Raw genomic sequence first — 19484 nt, 5'->3', positions numbered from 1 at the left:
GCAGCTACGGCCGTGGCATCTGGCTTCCGCGGAGGCAACGACCCGGACCCCGGCCGGGTCGTCGGTCCTGGTGCAGTGAGGGCTGAACCGCAGCTGAGGGCTTCTGGCCTCCGAGGAGCTGGAGTACGGAGGCTCCGGCCGGGGCTTCCATGCCCGCAAGGGGCGGCGGCTGAGACGCGGCTCAGGCTCCTGGCCCGCTCCCCCCGGTGACGGCCGGGAGGCCGCCGCGCCTCCGGGCCCTGCTGAGCTGAAACCGAGGCAGCGGCCAAGTCGTCAGGCCCTGCGGAGTTACCGCCGGGATGTCCGGCGGGGCTTCGGGCGGATCTGGGTGAGTGCCGCTCCCGTCAGTACGATCACCGCCCCGACCGGGGTCGACCACGTGAGCGCCTCGCCGAGGAGAGCCACGCCCGCGGCCGTGGCGATGACCGGGATGAAGTACGTGACCATCTGGGCGGTCGTCGGGCCGACTTCGGCGACCAGGCCGTACTGGAGGAGCACCGCCAGACCCGTGCCCAGTGCGCCCAGGGCGGCGATCGCCAGCAGCGGTCCGACGGACACGCGGGTCGGCAGGGTCGTGAACAGCGGGGTGACCACCGCCAGCTGGACCGTCGCGAGCAGCAGCTGGGCTCCGGTCATCGACAGGTGGGAGTCGCCGGTCCCGGCCAGGGTGCGGCGGACGTAGATCCAGCCGATCGGGTAGCTGAGGGAGCCGAGCAGCGCCAGTGCCGTCCCGGTGGCGTCCAGGCCGTGGAAGCCCTGCCAGGCACCCAGCACCGTGAGCACCCCGAGGAAGCCGAGGCCGAGCCCGGCGACCCGCACCCGGGTCGGGCGGTCCTCCGACAGGGCGATCAGCGACAGCGCCATGCCCCACAGCGGTGAGGTCGCGTTGCAGATGCCCGCCAGCGTGGACGGGATGGTCAGCTCGGCGTAGGCGAACAGCGAGAACGGCAGGGCGTTGAGCAGGAACGCGGCGACCGCCAGATGCCCCCAGACCCGGATCCCGCGCGGCAGCCGCTCTCGGCGCACCGCCATCGCCGCGGCCAGCACCGCCGTGCCGAACAGCAGCCGGCCGAGCGTCACCTGGAACGGCGCGTACGCCCCGGTGCCCACCTTGATGAGGAGGAAGCTGAAGCCCCAGATCAGGGACAGGGCGGCGAACCGGAGGCGCCAGTCGAGGCGGCGGCGGGCCGGTGCGGGCGGGGCGTCGGCGAGCCGGCCGGGCGGTGTGGTGACGGTGCTCATGCCAGCCACGATGTGACACCGGAACCTCGTAGCACAATCGAGATTTCGCACTCGGTACTGCGTAGCATTGCTTACATGTTGAATCTGGAGCGCCTGCGCACCCTCGATGCCCTCGCCCGGCACGGCTCGGTCAGCGGCGCGGCTGAGGGGCTGCACATCACCACGTCCGCCGTCTCGCAGCAGCTCTCCAAGCTGGAACGGGAGGTCGGGCAGCAGCTCCTCGCCAAGAACGGGCGGGGCGTGCGGCTCACCGACGCGGGCCGGCTGCTCGCCGAGCACGCCGCACGCATCCTGTCCCAGGTCGAACTCGCCCAGTCCGACCTGGAGGCGCAGCGCGGACAGGTCGTCGGCGAGCTCAGACTGTCGGCGTTCCCGACGGCCGCGCGGGGGCTGTTCCCCCGCGCGCTGGCCGAGCTGCGCGAGCAGCACCCCGCGCTCCGGCTGCGCTCCTGCGAGCTCGAACCGGAGCTCGGCATCGCCGGAGTCGTGCGCGGCGACCTCGACCTCGCCGTGGTGCTCGACTGGTACAACAAGCCGATGGCGCTGCCCGACGGGCTGGTCAAGGCGTCGATCCTGGACGACCCGGCCGAGGTCGCCATGCCGGTGGCCCACCGGCTCGCGGCGCGCGAAGAGGTGGATCTCGCCGAGTTCGCCGACGACGAGTGGATCACCTGGGGCGAGGGCGAGTTCTGCCATGAGTGGCTGATGTTCACGCTGCGCTCCAAGGGCGTCGAGCCGATCGTCGGCCACCGCGCCGCCGAGAACCACACCCAGCTGGCGCTGGTCGCCGCAGGGCTCGGGGTGTGCATCGCCCCGGTGCTCGGCCGCCGTCCCGTGCCCGCCGGGGTCGTGACCGTGCCGCTCAGACAGCGGGTCCGGCGGCACGTGTACGTCGTCTGGCGCGCGGACGCGGACCGCCGCCCGTCGATCCGGGCGGCGGTGCAGGCCCTGCGGGCGGCGGGGGAGAGTGCCGGCTGACGTCCCCGGGAGCGGCCGTGGCCCGTGCCTCGGCCGGAGTTCCGGGAGGAGCGGCTACTGCCCGGCCAGTTTGCGGAAGTCCCAGGAGACGATCTTCTCCGGCGTCAGCCGGATCCAGGCGTGCCGGCCGTCGTGCGGCATCTCCTCAAGGCCGAAGTTCTTCCGCGCGAACAGCGTCTCCGGGACGTCGAGTTCGGCGCGCAGCTCGCCCGTCCGCGGTATCTCGCCCACGAACTCGACCGTGCCGGACAGCTCGGCGCCGCGCAGCTCGTCGTACTCCTCGCCGGTGTCGACCACGATCGCCACCCGCGGGTCGCGCCGCAGGTCGGTCCAGCGCTTGCTGCGCACGACCGAGTACAGCCACATCGACGCGCCGTCCCAGGCGAACCACAGCGTGCTCACGTGCGGTGCGCCGCCGGCCGAGACCGTGGCGACCCGGCAGGTGCGCTGGGTGGTCAGGAAGTCGTCCAGCTCGCCCGGCGTCATCATGATCTTCCGGCCTCTGCGCTGCTGTGTGACAGTCATGCTCCCCCTCTTTCTCCCACGTCGTGCCAGAGGAGATCCTCTGACATCACGTCAGAAAAGGATGGGTTCTCTTCCGTCCGTGCGCAATGGTGGTTACGCTCGCCCGCCCAGCCGCCGGTGACAGGGGGAACCGTGCCCTCGTACGAAGCGCTCAGCCGACTCCTCGAACCGGGCACCACGGTGCTGCTCACCGTCGAGTGCCAGGAGGGTGTCGTCGGGGCGGACAGCGCACTGCCCGAACTCGCCGAGGAGGCACGCGCCGGCGGTGCCCTGGCCAACGTCGCCCGGCTGGTGGCAGCCGCCCACGAAAGGGGCGTTCAGGTCGTGCACGCCGTCGCCGAGCGCCGCTCCGACGGCCGGGGGGCCAGCCGCAACGCCCGCCTCTTCCGCGCCGCCGCACGCCTGCCCGTCCAGCAGCTGGCCGGCACCCCGGCGGTGCGGGTGGCGGCCCCGATCGAGGTCGCCGACGAGGACCTCGTCGTACGGCGGCTGCACGGGCTGTCACCCCTGCAGGGCACCGACGTCGACCCGCTGCTGCGCAACCTCGGCTGCCGCACGCTGATCGTCACCGGGGTCTCGGCCAACGTGGCCGTGCCCAACGCCGTGTTCGACGCCGTGAACCGCGGCTACACCGTCGTCGTCCCGGCGGACGCCATCGCGGGGGTGCCTTCCGACTACACCCCCGCGATGATCCGCCACACCCTCGCGTTGGTCGCCACGGTCGCGACCACGGACGAGGTGCTGGCGTGCCTGGAGCGGCCGGGCGGAATCAGGCGAGCGTGATCGAGTCGCCGTTCACCGTCACCTTCTTCGCCTCCAGCGGCTTGACCGCGGGGCCCTTCTTCACACTGCCGTCGAGGACGGAGAACTGACTGCCGTGGCAGGCACAGGAGATGACGTCGTCCTTGAGGTCCACCATCGGACAGTTCTGATGGGTGCAGATCGTCGAGAAGGCCTTGTAGTCGCCCGCGGCCGGCTGTGAGACCACCACCTTCTCGTCCTTGAAGATCTTGCCGCTGCCCTCGGGGATGTCGGTGGTCTTCGCGAGCGCCGCACCACCGGCTCCCGCTCCGGCCGACGAGCCGCCCCCTTCGTTCGTCGCGCCGCCGCCGGCGGCGCCCTGTTCGGTGGACGGGTCGGACGCCTTGTCGTCCGACCCGCACGCCGTCAGCGCCACGGTGAGCCCCGCCGCGCCAACCGCCGCCACGACGGTGCGGCGGCTCGGTCCCGACATCGGCTGAACTGATTCGCTGGTCATGCTGACGTTCCTTCCGGGGGTTTCGTGATCTGCGGAGAGGTACGGCCCCTGCGGACCGGCTGTTCAGACCCTGCCGAAATCCTGGCCCGTTAGCGGAAGGACACGGGTAAAGCGGAGCTGTCGGTTGGCTGTCGGGTTCCGGCCCGGTGCCGCGAGGCCGTCGCCACGACCGCCGCGTACGTCAGTAACCTGGGGCGATGCTCAAGGAAGTGATCGCGACCCGGTTCATCGCGCCCCTGCGCGAGGGCGGTTCGCTGCCGGGCCTGGTCGAGGCCGACGACTCCGGCACCTACGTCCTGAAGTTCACCGGTGCGGGACAGGGCCGCAAGACACTGGTCGCCGAGGTCGTCTGCGGCGAACTCGCCCGCCGGCTCGGGCTGCGGATGCCGCGCCTGGTCACCGTCGAGCTCGACCCGGAGCTGGGCCTCGGCGAACCGGACGAGCAGGTGCAGAGCCTGCTGAGGTCCAGCGGCGGCACCAACCTCGGCATGGACTTCCTCTCCGGCGCCCTCGGGTTCGACCCGCTCGCGTTCCCGGTGAGCCCCGAGGAGTCAGGCCGGGTCATCTGGTTCGACGCGCTGATCAACAACGTCGACCGGTCCTGGCGCAATCCCAACCTGCTGAGGTGGCGGGGCGAGCTGTGGCTCGTCGATCACGGCGCGACGATGATCTGGCACCACAACTGGCCCGGCGTGGACGCCTCCGCCGCCCGCCCGTACGACGCCTCCGACCACGCGCTGGCGTCCTTCTCACCCGATGTCGCCTCCGCCGCGGCCGAGTTGGCGCCCCTGGTCACCGAGGAACTCCTCGCCGACGTCACCGCGCAGATCCCCGACGCCTGGCTCCTGGACGAACCCGGCTTCGCCACGCCGGGCGACCTGCGGCAGGCCTACGCGCGCCCGCTGCTGGCACGGGCCGCCGACATCCACGACCGCATCCAGGGGCTGAAGTGAACGACCGGCACATCATCAAGGGCGGGCCCCGGGACCGCCACGTCTACGAGTACGCCGTGCTGCGCGTCGTCCCGCGTGTCGAACGCGGCGAGTGCATCAACGCAGGCGTCCTCGTCTACTGCCGCGCCGCGTCCTACGTCGGTGCGCGCACCCACCTCGACGAGACCCGGCTGCTGGCCCTCGACCCCCGCGCCGACGCGGCCGGGGTCCGTGCCGCCCTGCGGGCGGTGGAGGGGCTGTGCGCGGGCGGCCCGACGGCGGGCCAAGCGGCGGCCGACGACCCGGGCCGCCGCTTCCGCTGGCTCGTCGCCCCCCGCTCCACGATCGTCCAGCCCGGCCCGGTGCACACCGGCCTGACCACGGACCCGGAGGCGGAGACCGGGCGGTTGCTGGACCTGCTGGTGAGGTGACTGCCGTCCCGCGGTTGTCCCCCACGACCGCCGCGCCCGGCCGTCAGCGCCGGCGGCGCCTCACCACGTACCCGGCGGCGACGGCGGCACCCGCCGCGAAGGCCAGACCGATGGCGAGGTCCCAGTGGCTCGGCCCCGAGGCCACCGCGCCCCCGAGCCCGCCTCGCACACCCTGGCTCGGACCGCCGGTGGGAGTGGCGGTCACGGGAGCGGAGGGAGTGACGGACGGGCTGACCGACGGGCTCACGGACGGACTGACCGAGGGGCCGGCCGAGGTGGGCGACGTCGTGGGGTCGATGATGCCGCGGTGGGCCAGCGCCTCGCACGCGACGCCGTCGTCGCGGCCCTGGTCCTCGTCCAGCCTGTTGGGATCGCTCGGATCCGCGTTCAAGACTGCCTGCGCGTCCTCCTGGAAGGCGAAGTCGCGGCAGTCCAGGTCCTGCCGGGCGTGAGCGGGGTCGGCCAGCGGCACGATCGCGGCGATCGCGAACAGCGTGCCGATGGCACCGGTGCGACGGCGCATGGAGCGCCTCCCTTCCGGTCATGGGTGGCTCGCGCTCCGACGCTAGGCGCCGAGAGGTGCGGCGGCGCGTGTCCGTAGGCCGATCGGGTGTCCCGGAAGGTGCCGTCGGGCAGGGTGGGCCCGGGTGATGGATCACATGCCGCCCTGGGCCGTTGACACCGCGTGCCAGGGCTTCTAGCGTCACACCCACTGAAGGTACTAAGCGGTCGCTCACCTGAGGAGTAGCAGTCATGTCCACCACTGAGCAGCGGGTTGCCGTCGTGACCGGTGCCGCGCGCGGCATCGGTGCCGCCACCGCCGTACGACTGGCCGCCGAGGGCCGCGCGGTCGCCGTGCTCGACCTCGACGAGGCGGCCTGCAAGGACACCGTCGAGAAGATCACCGCCGCGGGCGGCAAGGCCGTCGCGGTCGGGTGTGACGTCTCGGACGAGGCGCAGGTCGAGGCGGCCGTCGCCCGGATCGCCGAGGAGCTCGGCGCGCCGACGATCCTGGTCAACAACGCGGGCGTGCTGCGCGACAACCTGCTGTTCAAGATGAGCGTCTCCGACTGGGACACCGTCATGAACGTGCACCTGCGCGGCGCCTTCCTGATGTCCAAGGCCTGCCAGAAGCACATGGTGGACGCGGGCTTCGGCCGGATCGTCAACCTGTCGTCGTCGTCCGCGCTCGGCAACCGCGGCCAGGTGAACTACTCGGCCGCCAAGGCGGGTCTGCAGGGCTTCACCAAGACGCTCGCCAAGGAGCTCGGCAAGTTCGGCGTCACCGCCAACTCCGTCGCCCCCGGCTTCATCGCCACCGAGATGACCAAGGCCACCGCCGACCGCGTCGGCATGGGCTTCGAGGACTTCAAGGCCGCCGCCGCCACCCAGATCCCGGTGGCCCGGGTCGGCGAGCCGGAGGACATCGCCAACGCCATCGCCTTCTTCACGGGCGAGGCGGCCGGGTTCGTCTCCGGCCAGGTGCTGTACGTGGCCGGCGGACCGCTCGACTAAGGGATGTAGAACATGACTTCCGTGGAACTCTCCGGCAAGGTCGCCCTCGTCACGGGCGCCAGCCGCGGCATCGGCTACGGCGTCGCCGAGGCCCTCGTCGCGCGCGGTGACCGCGTGTGCATCACCGGCCGCAACGAGGACGCCCTCAAGGAGGCCGTCGAGCAGCTCGGCGCCGACCGCGCGGTCTACGTGGCGGGCAAGGCGCACGACGAGGCCCACCAGGCCGTCGCCGTCGAGCGCACGTTGGAGGCCTTCGGCCGCGTCGACTACCTGGTCAACAACGCCGGCACGAACCCGGTGTTCGGGCCGATCGCCGACCTCGACCTCAACGTCGCCCGCAAGGTCTTCGAGACCAACGTCGTCTCGGCCCTGGGCTTCGCCCAGCGGACCTGGCACGCCTGGCAGAAGGACAACGGCGGCGCGATCGTCAACATCGCCTCCGTCGCGGGTCTGTCGCCCTCGCCCTTCATCGGCGCGTACGGCGTCAGCAAGGCCGCGATGATCAACCTGACCGTGCAGCTCGCACACGAGTTCGCACCCAAGGTCCGGGTCAACGCGATCGCCCCGGCCGTCGTGAAGACCAAGTTCGCCGAGGCCCTGTACGAGGGCCGCGAGGAGGAGGCCGCCGCGGCCTACCCGCTGGGCCGGCTCGGCGTGCCGTCCGACATCGGGGGCGCGGCCGCGTTCCTCACCTCCGAGCAGTCCGACTGGGTCACCGGCCAGACGCTCGTGGTGGACGGCGGCATCTTCCTCAACGCCGGGACCGGCTGACGCGGACCGCACCTGCGGACCGAAACGGGCGCCGTCGACTCCGACGGCGCCCGTGCCTGCGTAAAGACATGGCAAAGGGCGATGACAACGTCGTCAAAGGTTTATCGATCAAGAGGTCATGCACCGGGGAGGGCCAGGGGGCGCGGCACTGCGGTATGGTCTGCCGACCCTTGGTATGGCAGATCGAGGAGCGTGCGCGTGTTCAAGCGGAACCGGTGCCTGTGGCAGGTGGCGGCCATCGCGTCCATATCGTCCCTGCTCGCCGGGTGCGGCGTGCTGTCGTCAGACACCCCGGAGGACGAAGGACCGATCGTTCTGGGCACCACCAGTGCCCCCAGCACCCTCGACCCCGCCGCGTCGTGGGACAGCTCCTGGGAGCTGTTCCGCAACATCTACCAGACGCTGCTGAGCTATCCGACGGGCGCGAGCGAGCCCCAGCCGGACGCCGCCGAGCAGTGCGGCTTCAGCGACTCCTCGAACCAGGTCTACCGCTGCGAGCTGCGCGAGGGCCTGAAGTTCTCCAACGGCGACGCGCTCGACGCCCAGGCCGTGAAGTACTCGTTCGACCGGATCCGCAAGATCAACGTCAACGGTGGCCCCGCCGGTCTGCTGGGCAGCCTGGAGCGGGTCCAGGCCCCCAACGACCGTGAGGTGATCTTCCACCTCAACAAGCCCGACGCCACCTTCCCGTTCGTGCTCGCCACCCCGGCCATGTCGATCGTGTCCCCGAAGGCCTATCCGCGGGACAGCCTGCACAAGGGCAGCGACGTGGTCGGATCCGGGCCGTACACCCTCGACTCGTACGCCGACGGCAAGGAAGCCGTCCTCGTCCGCAACAACTCCTACACGGGCTACGCGGAGCGCCGGAACGACGCGGTGACCGTCCGCTACTTCCAGGACTCCGGTGCCATGGTGAAGGCCCTGCGGGACAAGGAGATCGACGTGACGTACCGCGGCCTGGCCGCCGGAGACGTCGTCGACCTCCAGAGCAAGTCCTCCAAGGACGAGGAGATCCAGCTCGTCGAGGGCACGGGCACCGACATCAACTACCTGGTGTTCAACCCGAAGGACTCCTGGGCGAACAAGAAGGCCGTGCGGCAGGCCATCGCGCAGGTCGTCGACCGGGCGGCGATCGCCCACAAGGTCTACAAGGACACCGTCGACCCGCTCTACTCCATGGTCCCCAAGGGCCTCACGGGCCACACCACGGGCTTCTTCGACGACTACGGCGACCCGGACGTCGCAAAGGCCCGCAAGATCCTCACCGAGGCGGGCATCAACCAGCGCGTCCCGCTCACCTTCTGGTACACGAGCGACCGCTACGGCTCCGAGACCGCCGGCGAGTTCAAGGAGCTGAAGCGCCAGCTCGAAGCCTCCGGCCTGTTCTCGATCAGCCTGAAGAGCCGCCCCTGGAAGACCTACGTCGAGGGCTACCAGAAGGGCGAGTACCCGGTCTTCGGGCGCGGCTGGTTCCCCGACTTCCCGGACGCCGAGAACTTCATCGCGCCGTTCGTCGGCGACCAGAACGCCCTCGGCACGCCCTACTCGGCGCCCGAGATCACCGGCGATCTGCTGCCCAGGTCGCGCCGGGAGAGCGACCGCGCGAACGTGGTGAAGGAGTTCGAGGAGGCCCAGCAGATCCTCGTGGAGGACGCGCGACTGCTGCCGCTGTGGCAGGGGCGGCAGTACGTGGCGTCGAGCCGGGACGTCTCGGGCGCCGAGCGGGCCCTGGACCCGTCGACGATCATGATGCTGTGGGAGCTGCACCGCAAGACCGCCTGGTAGCGGGTCGGCTTCGGGCTCTCCCGGGCACGGTGTCAGTGGTCGCCTGTAGGTTCTGTGGCCTGAAGTGACCGCACATCGTGAGGACGTTGACGTGACCGACATCGCCATGCTGCCCGAGTCCTGGCGCGGGGTTCTGGGCGACGAACTGCAGCAGCCCTGGTTCAAGGAGCTGACGGAGTTCGTCGAGGAGGAGCGGGCGAAGGGTCCCGTCCATCCGCCGCGCGAGGAGGTCTTCGCGGCGCTGGACGCCACGCCGTACGAGGGGGTCAAGGTCCTGATCCTCGGTCAGGACCCGTACCACGGCGAGGGGCAGGGGCACGGACTGTGCTTCTCGGTCCGGCCGGGGGTGCGGATCCCGCCGTCCCTGCGCAACATCTACAAGGAGATGCACCAGGAGCTGGGCACGCCGATCCCGGACAACGGCTATCTCATGCCGTGGGCCGAGCAGGGCGTGCTGCTGCTCAACGCGGTGCTCACGGTCCGCGGCGGCGAGGCCAACTCGCACAAGGGCCGGGGCTGGGAGAAGTTCACCGACGCCGTGATCCGGGCCGTGGCCGAGCGCCCCGACCCGGCGGTCTTCGTGCTGTGGGGCAACTACGCGCAGAAGAAGCTCCCGCTGATCGACGAGTCCCGGCATGCCGTGATCAAGGGCGCGCATCCCTCGCCCCTGTCCGCGAAGAAGTTCTTCGGCTCCCGGCCCTTCACACAGATCAACGAGGCCGTGGCGGCCCAGGGGCACACGCCGATCGACTGGACGATCCCGAACCTGGGCTGACGCACCCCGCCCGTACGGCCGTGCCGTGCCCGGCCCGGCGGTGTCCGGAGCCGCCTGAGCCGGATCGCCCCCGCCTGCGGTTAGCGTCGGCGGGAACAGCCGGCGAGTACGCGGAGGGCGTCGTGGCGGAGCGACAGGAGCAGGCGGCGCCCGATGCCGTGCTGACGCGGATCGGGCAGGTCGTCATGCTGCACCACGCCGGGGACCGGGAGGAGGCCCGGCACCGCTACCTCGGCCTGTGGGCGGAGATCGGCGAGCACGGCGACCCGCTGCACCGCTGCACCCTCGCCCACTACCTGGCCGACACCCAGGACGACCCGGCGGACGAACTGGCCTGGGACCTGCGTGCCCTGACGGCGGCCGACGAGGCCAGGGAGGAGGCCGTCGCGGTGGCCGCGGTGATCGCGATCTACCCCTCCCTGCATCTGAACCTGGCGGACGACTACCTCGGGCTCGGCCGCCGCGACGCCGCCCGCACCCATCTGCGGTGGGCCCGGGAAGCCGCCGCCGGCCTCGCCGACGACAGCTACGGCGAGGGCGTGTGGGCGGCCATCGGCCGACTGGAGTCCCGGCTGGGGGAGGGCGGCACGGGGACCTGGACGCCGCCGCGGCAACGGCCCTGAGGCGACCGCGTCGACGGTCTGTGGTGCCTGCGGCGCTGGGGCGACCGCGTCGACGACCTGCGGTGCCTGCGGCCCTGGGGTGACCGCGTCGACGACCTGCGGTGCCTGCGGCCCTGGGGTGACCGCGCCAACGACCCGCCGCGGCGGCGGCCCCGAGGCGACTGCGTTGGCGAACCACACGCGCCGCGGCCATGACGGGAGCGCGTGGGCGAATCAGAGGCGGGGGCGGCCCTGGGGCGATCGTGCTGGCGGGCCCGGCGGGGCGGCGATCTTGGGGCCGGCCGTGCTCTCGCCCGACGTGTCAGTGGCTCTGAGGTGACCCCGCTGAGGGGCCCTGGGGCGACCATGCTGAACGGGCCCGACGGGCCGGCGGTCCTGGGGTGACCCCGCCGACGGGCCCGACGTGTCAGTGGCCCCGAGGTGACCCCGCTGCGGGGCCCGACGGGCGGCTGTCCGGGGGCGACCCCGGCTGACATGCCCGGCGGGCCGGCGATCCCGGGGCGGCCCCGCCTACGGGCCCGACGTTGCAGCGGCCGGCCCTGAGGTGACGCCGCCTCCTGGCCCAGCAGGCCGGCGGCTCAGGGGCGACCACGCCGGTGACCCCGGCGTGAAATGTGGGCGCCCGGCCGACACCCCGCCGGCGCCCGTTCAGCGCCCGTACGTGTCACGGCAGATCGTCGCCTCCGGGCTGTCCGCCCGCCATCCCCCGTAGCGCCTGCCCAGTGCGCACACGTCCGCGTTGTCGTTCGGGGCGCTCCGATCGACGTCCTGCCGTACCGCATCCGACATGTCGGGGAGGCCGGTGTGCGACCGCCGGGGGCCGCGGCGGGCGGGCTCGGGGTGTTCGGGGCGGGCCGGGCGGGGGCGGACGGTGCGGTGGCCGGGCTGGGGCCCCGGTTCCGGCGTGGCTGCCGGTGGCGCGGGCGGGCGGGTCGTCGGCGTGGCCGGCTCCGGGCGGCGGGACGCCTCTTCGATGAGCTGCAGGGCCTCGCGGGCCGGCGCCTGCACGATCTGGGTCTCCGCCTCGGCCTTCCGCTCCGGCGCCGACGGCCGGGACGGTGCCGCAGAGGGCCCCGGCGCGGTGGGATGCGGGACCGTCGTCGTACAGCCGGAGAGGGCCGAGACCGCCACGGTCAGCAGGAGCGTCGCTGTGGTCGTCGTTCGATGCACCCGCGCAACTCTGGTGCGTCCGACCGTCCCTGGGGCCGCGGACCTGGAGCAGGATGCCCCGCACGGGTGATCTCGCGCCCCGTACGGAGGGCGTCGGTGCGGCGGGGGTGACGTCAGTCGCCGGTCGCGCCGTCGACGCGCTCGCGGATCAGGTCGGCGTGGCCGTTGTGCCGCGCGTACTCCTCGATCATGTGCGTGTAGATCCAGCGCAGGTTGAAGCGCTCGCCGGTGCGGCGGTGCTTGCCCTCGGAGACGTCGTCGAGGCCGAAGCGGGCCGCGTTGCGCCGGGCGGTCTCGATCTCGGACTGCCAGGTGGCGTACGCCTCCTCCCACGTGTCGCTCTCGGAGAGATGGAACTCGCCGTCCGGATCCTCGTCGGTGTAGTAGACCGGGCCGGCGTCCTCGGCCGCGAGCACCTTGCGGAACCAGCCCCGCTCCACCTCCGTCATGTGCCGCACCAGTCCCATCAGGCTCAGCTCGGACGGCTCCACCGCGGCGGTGCGGAGCTGGACGTCGGTGAGGCCCTCGCACTTCCAGGCGAGGGTCTGGCGGTGGTAGTCCAGCCAGCCCTCCAGCATCGTGCGCTCGTCGGCGGTGGTGGCGGGCTCGTGGCGTTCGTTGGTCATGGACGCATCCTTTCCGAGCCGCCCCCGCCGCACCACAAGATTTTCAGCCCCCGAGCATGCCCTCCAGCAGTTCCCGCAGCCCGGCCCGCACCTCCTCCAGGCTCGGCACCTCGGCGCCGAACGACCCCGCCACACAGCTGAACATCAGCCCGTCCCCCCAGGCGATCAGCGACAGGGTGTGCCGGGCCGGGTCGGTCGAGCCCAAGCCGCCGACCAGTGCGGCGAGCTGGTCCCGGAAGCGGGCGCCGGTGGCGTCGAAGAAGGCCCGCAGTTCGGGGCGGCGCGTCGCCTCCAGGGCCAGTTCGTAGCGGGCGAGCGTGAGTGCGCGGTGGCCCGTCAACGCCCGGTGGGTCGCCAGGGCCAGCGCGTCCGCCAGAGGGCCGGGCCCGGCCCCGGGATCCGGCATCTCGTGCAGCGCCAGGACCCGGGCCTCGCGCTCCGCCAGGCGCCGCACCGTCAGCTCCAGCAGCGCCTGCCGGGTGCGCGCGAGGTTCGACGTGGAGCCCTGGGGGAGCCCGGCCGCCTCGTCGACCGCCCGGTGCGTGAGGCCGCGCATGCCGCGCTCGGCGAGCAGGGCGAGGGCGGTGTCGGCGACCAGATCGGAGCGGGAGGGGCCGGCGGTGCGTACGGACATGGGTTCACGCTACCCGTTCGACTACAGCTGTAGTAACGTCGACGGTGTCACTACAGATGTAGTCGATTTCGAGGAGGGGCCATGACACAACCCGGGCATGCCGTCGTGATCGGTGGCGGTATCGGAGGCCTGACGGCGGCGGTCGCCCTGCACCGGCGCGGCCTGCGGGTCACGGTGCTGGAGCGCGCCCCCTCGCTGGAGCCGGTCGGCGCGGCGATCTCCCTCGCGCCCAACTCCCTGCGCGCGCTGGACGCCATCGGACTCGGCGACGAGATCCGCGACCTCGCCGCCTGGTCCGGGGACGGCGGGCTGCGGGCCCCCTCCGGGCGGTGGCTCTCGCGGTCCTCCGCCGCCGCCGCCGCCGAGCGCTTCGGCGGCCCGCTCGTGCTGCTGCACCGCGCCACGCTCATCGCGAACCTGGCCTCGCGGCTCCCCCCGGGTGCCATCCGCACCGACGCCGCAGCGACCCTCACCGACAGCGGCGGCCCCGACCGGCCCGCCCGGGTCGACGCGGGCGGCAGGGTGCTGGAGGCCGACCTGGTGGTGGGAGCGGACGGCATCCGCTCCGCCGTACGCCACGCGCTCTTCCCCGCTCACCCCGGGGCCGTGTACTCCGGCTTCACCGCCTGGCGGCTCGTGATCCCCGTGCCCGGCGCCGAGTTCGCCTCGCACGAGACCTGGGGCAGGGGCCGCATCTGGGGCACACACCCGCTCAAGGACGACCGCGTCTACGCCTACGCCGCCGCCGTCGCACCCGCCGGCGGCCACGCGCCCGACGAGAGGGCCGAGCTGCTGAGCCGCTTCGGCGACTGGCACGACCCGATCCCCGCCGTGCTCGCCGCCGCCCGGCCCGAGGACGTCCTGCGCCACGACGTCCACCACATCACCGAACCACTGCCCGCCTACCACCACGGCCGGGTCGCCCTGCTCGGCGACGCCGCGCACGCCATGCCCCCGACCCTCGGCCAGGGCGGCAACCAGGCCATCGAGGACGCGATCGTCCTCGCACACCACCGTGACGACCTGCCCGCCTACACCGCCGCCCGGCTGCCCCGCACGACCGCCGTCGCACGCCGGGCCGTGCGGGTCGCCCGCCTCAACCTCATGACGAACCGCGCTGCGATCGCCGTACGCGACACCGCCATGGCCACGCTGGCGAAGGCCGGGCCCGCCCTGTTCCTGCGCGGCTTCGACGGCATCGCCGACTGGAGGCCCCCGCGGCCGGACGCCGTATGCTCCGAGCAGACCCCGGCAGGCAACCGTTAGAGGAGATCACCCCGTGAAGGTCGGCTGCATCGGACTCGGCGACATCGCGCAGAAGGCCTACCTCCCGGTCCTCGCCTTCCAGCCCGGGGTGGAACTGCACCTGCAGACCCGTACGCCCGCCACCCTCGACCGGGTCGCCGAGGGCCTGCACGTCCCGCCGGAGCGGCGGCACACCACCCTCGACTCCCTGCTCGCGGCGGGCCTCGACGCGGCGTTCGTGCACGCGCCCACGCTCGTGCACCCGGAGATCGTGACGCGGCTGCTCGAGGCGGGCGTACCGACGTACGTCGACAAGCCGCTCGCCTACGAAATCGACGACTCCGCGCGGCTGGTGGCGCTCGCCGAGGAGCGGGGCGTGAGTCTCGCCGTCGGCTTCAACCGGCGCCACGCCCCGGGCTACACGCAGTGCGCGGACCATCCGCGCGAGCTGATCCTGATGCAGAAGAACCGCATCGGGCTGCCGGAGGAACCCCGCGCGATGATCCTCGACGACTTCATCCACGTCGTCGACACCCTCCGGTTCCTGGTGCCCGGCGAGATCGACGACGTGACCGTGCGCGCCCGCGTCCAGGACGGGCTGCTGCACCACCTGGTGCTCCAGCTCGGCGGGGACGGCTTCACCGCGCTCGGCGTGATGAACCGGCTCAGCGGTTCCGCCGAGGAGATCCTGGAAGTGTCCGGGCAGGACACCAAGCGGCAGGTGATCAACCTCGCCGAGGTCGTCGACCACAAGGGGCAGCCGACCGTCCGGCGACGCGGGGACTGGGTGCCGGTGGCCCGGCAGCGCGGGATCGAGCAGGCGGTGCTCGCGTTCCTCGACGCGGTCCGCACGGGCAAGCCGCTCAGCGCCCGGGACGCGCTGGAGACCCATGAACTGTGCGAGCGGGTGGTACGCGCGATCCAGGAGCGGACCGCCTGAGCCGCACGGTCCGTACGCCCTCGCCGACGGCCCACAGGGCGAGGATCAGCATCGCCGCGTGCACCGCCCAGTCGCCGTGACGGACGTACGGCGTGGTGCCGTGGGCGAGGGGGATCTCGTAGATCCGCGCGGCGGAGGCGTCCGTACCGAGCCATGATCCGACCCGCTGCCCGTCGGGGCCGTAGACGGCGGAGACGCCCGTCAGCGTCGCGTGCACCATGGGGCGGCCGGTCTCGGCGGCCCGCAGCGCGGCGAGCGACGCGTGCTGCCCGGGCGCCCAGCTGTGCTGGAACGTGGACGTCGACGACTGGCCGATCAGCACGTCGACGCCCTCCCGGGTGAGGTGGCGCGTCATGTCGGGGAAGGCGGTCTCGAAGCACACCAGCGGGCCGACGCGCAGATCGTCCCCGATGTTCATCACGACCGGCTGCGAGCCGCGCCTGCGGTCCTCGCCCGCGGCCTTGCCGACGGAGGTGGCCCAGCCGAGCAGGGACCGGGCCGGGATGTACTCGCCGAAGGGCACGAGCCGCATCTTGTCGTAGCGCTCGCCGGTCAGGCCGTCGGGCCCGACCAGGACCGAACTCTTGTAGATGCCGGGCTTGTCGGAGCGCCGGGCGTCCACGTTGACCAGGATGTCGGCGCCCGTCGCGCGGGAGAGGTCCGCGAGCCGACGGGCGAGGTCGGGCCGGTCGTCGAGGTCGAAGCCGACGCTGCTCTCGCCCCAGACGATCAGGTCGACGTCCTGCCCGGCGAGCCGGCGGGTGAGCTGCTCCTCGCGGGCGAACCGGCCGTCCGGGCCGGCGATGACGCCCGGCTGCACGACGGCGATCCTCACCTGGCCGTCGACGGCGGGGCGGGGCGAGAACGCCCAGGCGGCGGAGGTGGCGGCGGCGGTGGCGACGAGACCGGCCACGGCGGGCATCCTGGCCCGGCGGACCGCGACGAGGACGGCGACCGCGACGTTGACGGCCACGAGCAGGTAGCTGAGCAGCCACACCCCGCCCACCGAGGCGAGTCGCAGCGCGGGCTCGGCCTGCCACTGACTGCTGCCGAGCATGCCCCAGGGGCCGCCGAGCCCCTGCCAGGAGCGGACCAGCTCGACGGCCAGCCAGCCCGACGGCAGGACCAGCAGCGCGACCGTGACCCGACCGAGGGAGGGAAGGCCTCCGAGGAGACGGCGTACCAGCCAGCCCCACGGTGCCCACAGCGCGCCCAGCAGGGCGGCGATGAGGAACGTGAACACGTGCAGGCTCGGCAGCAGCCAGTGGTGCATGGCCAGCATGAAGCCGAAGCCGCCCCACCAGCCGTCGTACGCGGCCCGCTTCCCGGCCGGCGCGGTGCGCAGCAGGAGGAGCCAGGGGACCAGGGCGACGTAGGCGCACCACCACAGGGCCGGCGCGGGGAAGGCCAGGACGGGGAGGGCGCCCGCGACCGCCGCGGCGGCCGAGCGGCGCCACGGGGAGGCGACCCAGTGGCCGAGCGTCTTCATAGGCGCCTCCTACCCGCGGGTGCCTCCAGTGTGCGCCCTGCGGACGATCTAGGACACAGGACGCCGGGTCAGTGGACCACAGGCGCGGTCCGCGGCTCGGGAAGGCGCCGCCACTTCTCCCGCACGACGACTCCACTCAGCCGCCAGCCGTCGTCCGTGCGCAGCACCGCGAAGGCGTACCGGCCTCCGCACACGAAATCCGGAGCGGGCCCCGCGGTGGCCATGGGATTGACGTAGTCGGCCTGCACCTCGGCGGTGTCGCCGGTGTCCTGCTCCCAGATCCCGAAGCGCACCCGCCGGTTGACGATCAGATGCTGCCGCATCGGGAACAGCCGCAGGCTCTCCGCGAGCCACGCGGCGACCGCCCGGGCCTCTCCCTCGATGCCGCCGGCCGAGCGGTAGTCCGCCCGCCCCCGAGGGGCGAACAGTCCCCGGTACGCCTCCCAGTCACCGTCGTCGACCGCCACCGCGTAGTCGGTGATCAAACCGTCGACGGCCAGCCGGTCCCTCACGGTAGCGAGCTCCACGCGCTGCGTCATCGGCTCAGTGTTGGGCATGGCGGAGCAGGGGCCAAGAGCCGTGCGTGCGCGATATTCGGTGGCCGCCGGGGGACGCCGGAGGCCAGCCTGTCCTCCGTGAACGATCGAAACGAACCGAGATTCCGGGTGCGCGCCCGCCATACCGAGTCCACGATCACCGTCTACCAGGCCTACCGCCCGGAGATCGGCGACCCCGCCGCCCGCCTGGGCCGCTTCCCGTCGTCCTGGAAGCGGGAGCGCATGACATGGATCAAGCCGTCGTTCCTGTGGATGATGTACCGCTGCGGCTGGGGCACCAAGGAGGGCCAGGAGACGGTCCTGGCGGTCGAGATCCACCGCGAGGGCTTCCTCTGGGCGCTGCGCAACGCCTGCCTGTCCCACCACGTCCCCGCCCTGCACGGCGACCGGGCCTCCTGGAAGCGGCAGTTGAGGCAGGCTCCCGCGCGGGTGCAGTGGGATCCGGAACGGGACCTGCACCTCAACCCGCTGCCGCACCGGTCGCTTCAGCTGGGGCTCGCGGGGGAGGCCGCCGCGCGGTACGCGGACGAGTGGATCGTGGGGATCGAGGACGTCACGCCGCTCGCCAGGGAGATCCACGGGCTGGTACGGGCCGGACAACCGGACGCGGCCGCGGGGCTGTTGCCCGAGGAGCGGCCCTTCGCCCTCGACGACGAGGTGCTGGAGCGGCTGCGCGCCTAGCGGGAACGGGAGGGAAGGGGGGCCGCTCAGGCCGCCGTGACGACGCCGCCTCGGATCGCGGCCGCCCACTCGACGACGAGCAGCTCGTACTCCGCGCGCTCCTCGGCCGACAGGGTGCCGCCCGTGCGCTGCCACAGCGCACGGATCTCGTCGTTGACCTCGGCGGCGGGCCGCACGGAACCAGGGGTCACGAAATCGGGGGACATGCGGACAAGCCTAGGGGCAGCCACTGACAGCCCGCTACCGGACGGCTACCCGATCGATATGCGGTTGGTCACGAGAGCGGGGTCACACGGCCCCGAACCCGCCCCGGGTCAGCCCGCCGACTCGGCCGCGTGAGGATTCAGCGCACCCATGCTGACCAGCACGATGATGACGATGCCGAGGGCGATGCGGTAGTAGACGAAGGGCATGAAACTTTTGGTTGAAATGAACTTCATGAACCACGCGATCACGGCGTACCCGACCCCGAAGGCGATCACCGTGGCGAAGATCGTCGGACCCCAGGAGACATGGCCGCCCTCGGTGGCGTCCTTCAGCTCGAACACGCCGGAGGCGAGCACCGCGGGGATGGCGAGGAGGAAGGAGTAGCGGGCCGCGGCCTCGCGCTTGTAGCCCATGAACAGGCCGCCGCTGATGGTGGCGCCGGAGCGCGAGACGCCCGGGACGAGCGCCATGGCCTGGCAGACGCCGTAGATCAGGCCGTCCCGGACGCCCAGGTCCTCAAGGGCCTTGCGCTGCTTGGGTGCGCGGTGCTTGCCGCCGCTCTCGTCGCGGGCCGCGAGGCGGTCGGCGACGCCCAGGACGATGCCCATGCCGATCAGCATCGTCGCGGTGATCCGCAGATCGCGGAACGGTCCCTCGATCTGGTCCTTCAGCGTCACGCCCAGCACGCCGATCGGGATCGAGCCGACGATCACCAGCCAGCCCATCCGGGCATCGGGGTCACTGCGCAGCGCCTTGTTCGTGAGCGAGCGCGTCCACGCCGAGATGATCCGTCCGATGTCCTTGCGGAAGTAGATCAGCACGGCTGCCTCGGTGCCGATCTGCGTGATCGCCGTGAAGGCCGCGCCCGGGTCCTTCCAGCCCGAGAAGGCCGCCGTCAGCCGCAGGTGGGCGCTGGAGGAGACGGGGAGGAACTCGGTCAGCCCCTGGACGAGTCCGAGGATGAGTGATTCGAACCAAGACATGAGGTAACGGAGTCCAAGTGCCGATCGTGGGACGGACGACGGGCACGCCGGACCGCCGTTGCGGGGAACGGGGGATCAGGTGTGCCGAGGGGGAAGCGTAGCGCCCCCGAGAGGCCG

23 protein-coding genes are annotated in these 19484 nt (G+C 72.3%); 12 read left to right on the top strand and 11 right to left on the bottom strand.

Annotated features, from left to right (window positions below):
* Positions 1 to 288 precede the first annotated feature (288 nt).
* The gene (locus RFN52_RS05990; protein ID WP_184843344.1) at positions 289 to 1242 is read right to left on the bottom strand and encodes a DMT family transporter; all 954 of its coding nucleotides are present in this window, start codon (positions 1240 to 1242) and stop codon (positions 289 to 291) included.
* A 75-nt stretch (positions 1243 to 1317) separates the two neighbouring features.
* Here RFN52_RS05990 and RFN52_RS05985 point away from each other — a divergent pair, with 75 nt between their 5' ends.
* A complete protein-coding gene (locus tag RFN52_RS05985; RefSeq protein ID WP_184843341.1) occupies positions 1318 to 2220 on the top strand; it encodes a LysR family transcriptional regulator in 903 nt (300 codons plus the stop codon).
* 54 nt (positions 2221 to 2274) lie between these two features.
* Here RFN52_RS05985 and RFN52_RS05980 read toward each other — a convergent pair whose 3' ends face one another.
* Positions 2275 to 2745 carry a pyridoxamine 5'-phosphate oxidase family protein gene (locus RFN52_RS05980; RefSeq protein WP_107457235.1) on the bottom strand — a complete coding sequence of 157 codons (471 nt, stop codon included), beginning with the start codon at positions 2743 to 2745 and terminating at the stop codon, positions 2275 to 2277.
* A gap of 132 nt (positions 2746 to 2877) precedes the next feature.
* Here RFN52_RS05980 and RFN52_RS05975 point away from each other — a divergent pair, with 132 nt between their 5' ends.
* Entirely contained in the window at positions 2878 to 3528 is a 651-nt protein-coding gene (locus RFN52_RS05975; protein ID WP_184843338.1) for a cysteine hydrolase family protein, read from the top strand.
* Here RFN52_RS05975 and RFN52_RS05970 read toward each other — a convergent pair.
* On the bottom strand, positions 3515 to 4003 hold the full coding sequence (locus RFN52_RS05970; protein ID WP_033307419.1) for a Rieske (2Fe-2S) protein: 489 nt from the start codon (positions 4001 to 4003) through the stop codon (positions 3515 to 3517). The two genes, RFN52_RS05975 and RFN52_RS05970, sit on opposite strands and share 14 nt — an antisense overlap.
* 197 nt (positions 4004 to 4200) lie before the next feature.
* Between RFN52_RS05970 and RFN52_RS05965 the strand changes: the two genes are divergently transcribed.
* Both RFN52_RS05965 and RFN52_RS05960 read left to right on the top strand, forming a co-directional pair.
* Positions 4201 to 4956, top strand: coding sequence for a HipA family kinase (locus tag RFN52_RS05965; protein ID WP_184843335.1), 756 nt, complete (start codon positions 4201 to 4203; stop codon positions 4954 to 4956).
* Positions 4953 to 5366 (top strand): DUF3037 domain-containing protein, encoded by a 414-nt coding sequence (locus RFN52_RS05960; RefSeq protein WP_184843332.1) that lies wholly within the window; start codon positions 4953 to 4955, stop codon positions 5364 to 5366. Before RFN52_RS05965 ends, RFN52_RS05960 begins: the two co-directional genes overlap by 4 nt.
* A 43-nt stretch (positions 5367 to 5409) precedes the next feature.
* On the opposite strand, the gene RFN52_RS05955 is transcribed toward RFN52_RS05960, so the two are convergent.
* On the bottom strand, positions 5410 to 5889 hold the full coding sequence (locus tag RFN52_RS05955; protein WP_184843329.1) for an excalibur calcium-binding protein: 480 nt from the start codon (positions 5887 to 5889) through the stop codon (positions 5410 to 5412).
* Positions 5890 to 6119: 230 nt separating this feature from the next.
* Here RFN52_RS05955 and fabG point away from each other — a divergent pair, with 230 nt between their 5' ends.
* The 5 genes from fabG (at position 6120) to RFN52_RS05930 (ending at position 10835) form a co-directional block, all read left to right on the top strand.
* A complete protein-coding gene (gene fabG / locus RFN52_RS05950; protein ID WP_184843326.1) occupies positions 6120 to 6881 on the top strand; it encodes a 3-oxoacyl-ACP reductase FabG in 762 nt (253 codons plus the stop codon).
* Positions 6882 to 6893: 12 nt separating this feature from the next.
* Positions 6894 to 7652 (top strand): SDR family oxidoreductase, encoded by a 759-nt coding sequence (locus tag RFN52_RS05945; protein ID WP_184843323.1) that lies wholly within the window; start codon positions 6894 to 6896, stop codon positions 7650 to 7652.
* A gap of 198 nt (positions 7653 to 7850) precedes the next feature.
* Positions 7851 to 9437, top strand: a complete 1587-nt coding sequence (locus tag RFN52_RS05940) for an ABC transporter substrate-binding protein (protein ID WP_184843320.1) — start codon at positions 7851 to 7853, stop codon at positions 9435 to 9437.
* A gap of 91 nt (positions 9438 to 9528) precedes the next feature.
* Positions 9529 to 10212, top strand: a complete 684-nt coding sequence (locus RFN52_RS05935; protein ID WP_062925643.1) for a uracil-DNA glycosylase — start codon at positions 9529 to 9531, stop codon at positions 10210 to 10212.
* Between the two features lie 122 nt (positions 10213 to 10334).
* The gene (locus tag RFN52_RS05930; protein WP_184843317.1) at positions 10335 to 10835 is read left to right on the top strand and encodes a hypothetical protein; all 501 of its coding nucleotides are present in this window, start codon (positions 10335 to 10337) and stop codon (positions 10833 to 10835) included.
* Between the two features lie 648 nt (positions 10836 to 11483).
* On the opposite strand, the gene RFN52_RS05925 is transcribed toward RFN52_RS05930, so the two are convergent.
* From RFN52_RS05925 to RFN52_RS05915, 3 genes are all read right to left on the bottom strand, one after another.
* Positions 11484 to 12005 carry a hypothetical protein gene (locus RFN52_RS05925; protein ID WP_184843314.1) on the bottom strand — a complete coding sequence of 174 codons (522 nt, stop codon included), beginning with the start codon at positions 12003 to 12005 and terminating at the stop codon, positions 11484 to 11486.
* Between the two features lie 113 nt (positions 12006 to 12118).
* On the bottom strand, positions 12119 to 12631 hold the full coding sequence (locus RFN52_RS05920) for a DinB family protein (RefSeq protein WP_184843311.1): 513 nt from the start codon (positions 12629 to 12631) through the stop codon (positions 12119 to 12121).
* A gap of 43 nt (positions 12632 to 12674) precedes the next feature.
* Positions 12675 to 13265: a TetR/AcrR family transcriptional regulator gene (locus RFN52_RS05915; protein WP_184843308.1), complete on the bottom strand. Its 591-nt coding sequence runs from the start codon at positions 13263 to 13265 to the stop codon at positions 12675 to 12677.
* Between the two features lie 81 nt (positions 13266 to 13346).
* On the opposite strand from RFN52_RS05915, the gene RFN52_RS05910 reads away from it, so the two are divergent.
* Positions 13347 to 14531 (top strand): FAD-dependent monooxygenase, encoded by a 1185-nt coding sequence (locus RFN52_RS05910; RefSeq protein WP_184843305.1) that lies wholly within the window; start codon positions 13347 to 13349, stop codon positions 14529 to 14531.
* A 13-nt stretch (positions 14532 to 14544) separates the two neighbouring features.
* The gene (locus RFN52_RS05905; protein WP_184843302.1) at positions 14545 to 15450 is read left to right on the top strand and encodes a Gfo/Idh/MocA family protein; all 906 of its coding nucleotides are present in this window, start codon (positions 14545 to 14547) and stop codon (positions 15448 to 15450) included.
* Here the strand turns inward: RFN52_RS05905 and lnt are convergent.
* Together lnt and RFN52_RS05895 are read right to left on the bottom strand one after the other, a co-directional pair.
* Positions 15374 to 16939 carry an apolipoprotein N-acyltransferase gene (gene lnt, locus RFN52_RS05900; protein WP_184843299.1) on the bottom strand — a complete coding sequence of 522 codons (1566 nt, stop codon included), beginning with the start codon at positions 16937 to 16939 and terminating at the stop codon, positions 15374 to 15376. The genes RFN52_RS05905 and lnt overlap by 77 nt on opposite strands.
* A gap of 68 nt (positions 16940 to 17007) precedes the next feature.
* Complete coding sequence (locus tag RFN52_RS05895) at positions 17008 to 17478, bottom strand: nuclear transport factor 2 family protein (protein ID WP_184843296.1); 471 nt, start codon at positions 17476 to 17478, stop codon at positions 17008 to 17010.
* 96 nt (positions 17479 to 17574) lie between these two features.
* Between RFN52_RS05895 and RFN52_RS05890 the strand changes: the two genes are divergently transcribed.
* Positions 17575 to 18177 (top strand): DUF4291 domain-containing protein, encoded by a 603-nt coding sequence (locus tag RFN52_RS05890; RefSeq protein ID WP_184843293.1) that lies wholly within the window; start codon positions 17575 to 17577, stop codon positions 18175 to 18177.
* Positions 18178 to 18203: 26 nt separating this feature from the next.
* Here RFN52_RS05890 and RFN52_RS05885 read toward each other — a convergent pair whose 3' ends face one another.
* Together RFN52_RS05885 and RFN52_RS05880 are read right to left on the bottom strand one after the other, a co-directional pair.
* The gene (locus RFN52_RS05885) at positions 18204 to 18383 is read right to left on the bottom strand and encodes a hypothetical protein (RefSeq protein ID WP_102908844.1); all 180 of its coding nucleotides are present in this window, start codon (positions 18381 to 18383) and stop codon (positions 18204 to 18206) included.
* A gap of 108 nt (positions 18384 to 18491) precedes the next feature.
* Entirely contained in the window at positions 18492 to 19367 is an 876-nt protein-coding gene (locus tag RFN52_RS05880) for an undecaprenyl-diphosphate phosphatase (protein ID WP_184843290.1), read from the bottom strand.
* Positions 19368 to 19484: the final 117 nt, after the last annotated feature.

Source organism: Streptomyces collinus (assembly GCF_031348265.1).
GTDB classification, from domain to species: Bacteria; Actinomycetota; Actinomycetes; order Streptomycetales; family Streptomycetaceae; genus Streptomyces; species Streptomyces collinus.
Note: the sequence above shows the minus strand (reverse complement) of the source record. Positions and strands in the feature narration are given on the sequence as shown.

Bases quoted from the DNA above. Each gene is read 5' to 3' on its own strand.
- RFN52_RS05990 (WP_184843344.1), bottom strand. From the start codon at position 1,242: ATGAGCACCGTCACCACACCGCCCGGCCGGCTCGCCGACGCCCCGCCC.
- RFN52_RS05985 (WP_184843341.1), top strand. From the start codon at position 1,318: ATGTTGAATCTGGAGCGCCTGCGCACCCTCGATGCCCTCGCCCGGCAC.
- RFN52_RS05980 (WP_107457235.1), bottom strand. From the start codon at position 2,745: ATGACTGTCACACAGCAGCGCAGAGGCCGGAAGATCATGATGACGCCG.
- RFN52_RS05970 (WP_033307419.1), bottom strand. From the start codon at position 4,003: ATGACCAGCGAATCAGTTCAGCCGATGTCGGGACCGAGCCGCCGCACC.
- RFN52_RS05965 (WP_184843335.1), top strand. From the start codon at position 4,201: ATGCTCAAGGAAGTGATCGCGACCCGGTTCATCGCGCCCCTGCGCGAG.
- RFN52_RS05955 (WP_184843329.1), bottom strand. From the start codon at position 5,889: ATGCGCCGTCGCACCGGTGCCATCGGCACGCTGTTCGCGATCGCCGCG.
- fabG (WP_184843326.1), top strand. From the start codon at position 6,120: ATGTCCACCACTGAGCAGCGGGTTGCCGTCGTGACCGGTGCCGCGCGC.
- RFN52_RS05945 (WP_184843323.1), top strand. From the start codon at position 6,894: ATGACTTCCGTGGAACTCTCCGGCAAGGTCGCCCTCGTCACGGGCGCC.
- RFN52_RS05920 (WP_184843311.1), bottom strand. From the start codon at position 12,631: ATGACCAACGAACGCCACGAGCCCGCCACCACCGCCGACGAGCGCACG.
- RFN52_RS05915 (WP_184843308.1), bottom strand. From the start codon at position 13,265: ATGTCCGTACGCACCGCCGGCCCCTCCCGCTCCGATCTGGTCGCCGAC.
- RFN52_RS05910 (WP_184843305.1), top strand. From the start codon at position 13,347: ATGACACAACCCGGGCATGCCGTCGTGATCGGTGGCGGTATCGGAGGC.
- lnt (WP_184843299.1), bottom strand. From the start codon at position 16,939: ATGAAGACGCTCGGCCACTGGGTCGCCTCCCCGTGGCGCCGCTCGGCC.
- RFN52_RS05895 (WP_184843296.1), bottom strand. From the start codon at position 17,478: ATGACGCAGCGCGTGGAGCTCGCTACCGTGAGGGACCGGCTGGCCGTC.
- RFN52_RS05885 (WP_102908844.1), bottom strand. From the start codon at position 18,383: ATGTCCCCCGATTTCGTGACCCCTGGTTCCGTGCGGCCCGCCGCCGAG.
- RFN52_RS05880 (WP_184843290.1), bottom strand. From the start codon at position 19,367: ATGTCTTGGTTCGAATCACTCATCCTCGGACTCGTCCAGGGGCTGACC.